The 1273-nt window shown below is 60.3% G+C and carries 2 protein-coding genes; one reads left to right on the top strand and one right to left on the bottom strand.

The genetic code is table 11. The features are described from left to right. A partial coding sequence (locus CJ028_RS07125; RefSeq protein WP_129590411.1) for a DUF488 domain-containing protein occupies positions 1–236 on the bottom strand: 236 nt, incomplete at its 3' end. Positions 237–483: 247 nt separating this feature from the next. Between CJ028_RS07125 and CJ028_RS07120 the strand changes: the two genes are divergently transcribed. Next, the gene (locus CJ028_RS07120) at positions 484–1215 is read left to right on the top strand and encodes a dienelactone hydrolase family protein (protein WP_105034583.1); all 732 of its coding nucleotides are present in this window, start codon (positions 484–486) and stop codon (positions 1213–1215) included. Positions 1216–1273: the final 58 nt, after the last annotated feature.

The following is a 1273-nucleotide window of genomic DNA, read 5'->3' as shown; positions in this document are numbered from 1 at the left end:
GATTCAGCCGCCGGGGTGTGCCGTAGACCGCCGAGCTCGGCGAGTCGTTGATAGTCGATACCTGCTTCCGGCATACTCACGACAAGTTCGTGCTCCCCAAATTGCGGGTTGTGACGAGACCCCGGAACGGTGCGCACGTCGATGAGTCGTTCCACGCCGTTTGCTTTCAACATGTTAACGAACTCGTCAATCGGATGGGTCGAATGCCCGATCGTGTACACACAGATTCCAGCCATGCTTCCATTCAACCGCACGCTGAAGCCCGCGCACAGGAATGACAGATGTGTGCGCCCGACACCCGGCACCGCAATAGCGGGCGAGACCTCGGATGCTGGCCATCGCCCTGTTGCCATCTTGAATCCGTCACTAACCTGTTAAGTGATGAAGCTTCCTCGTTCCAGCCCACCGCTTCATCCGAGCCAGGCCCGGATATCCCCGCTAACACCCCTGCCAAAAGGCAGTATCTGAACGAACGAAGAAAGCATGCAACCGATCCCGAACCGTTCCGACCATTCGCGCGCGATAAAAGTTGCAAGGGCTGGTGGCGTCCCACTGACAGTGTCACTGCCGGAGGGCACAGCGCGGGCTGGAGTCATTGTGCTGCACGAGGTCTGGGGTCTGTCCGTACCAGTTGCCGATCTCGTCGTCCGCCTGGCCGGCTGCGGTTACATCGCCGCAGCGCCGCACCTCTACCACCGCATCGACGACCCCGTCGTCACCGATGGGAAATTCGCACAAGCCCGCCGCTATCACGACACCCTCACGACAGAAGGGGTCACATGTGACATCGAAAGCGCCCTGGTCTGGATCCGCGCCCAAGGAGCACGGAAAGTAGCGATAATAGGTTTCTCAATGGGAGGGACCCTCGCATTGTGGGCGGCAGCAACACTGCACATCGATGCCGCAGTCACCTTCTACGGCGCCAGCTTGGCTTCGCCACGCTGGCCGGGAATCCTCAGCGGAATCGATGCCGCACGCGCGCTCAAGGCACCCTGGCTGGGAATATATGCCGGAAAAGACGCCAGCACCCCCGCCCGTGACATCCAACAGATGCGCGAAATCCTGACCCACACCACCACGCGTTCCGCAGTGGTGGTTTACCCCAAAGTCCGCCACGGCTTCGCCCTGGACCCGAACCTTCCACGCCACGCCTCAGACGAGACAACAGACGCATTCGAGCGAACAGCCCTCTTCCTGAAAACCCATCTTGGCTAAGCCAGCCGCTTCCGCAAAGATCGCCAATCGTCGACAGCGCTGGTGGTCGATGGTAAAA

The organism is Cryobacterium aureum (assembly GCF_002954245.1).
Lineage (GTDB): Bacteria > Actinomycetota > Actinomycetes > Actinomycetales > Microbacteriaceae > Cryobacterium > Cryobacterium aureum.
Note: the sequence above shows the minus strand (reverse complement) of the source record. Positions and strands in the feature narration are given on the sequence as shown.

Coding starts and splice junctions, on each gene's coding strand:
- CJ028_RS07120 (WP_105034583.1), top strand. CDS start 484: ATGCAACCGATCCCGAACCGTTCCGACCATTCGCGCGCGATAAAAGTT.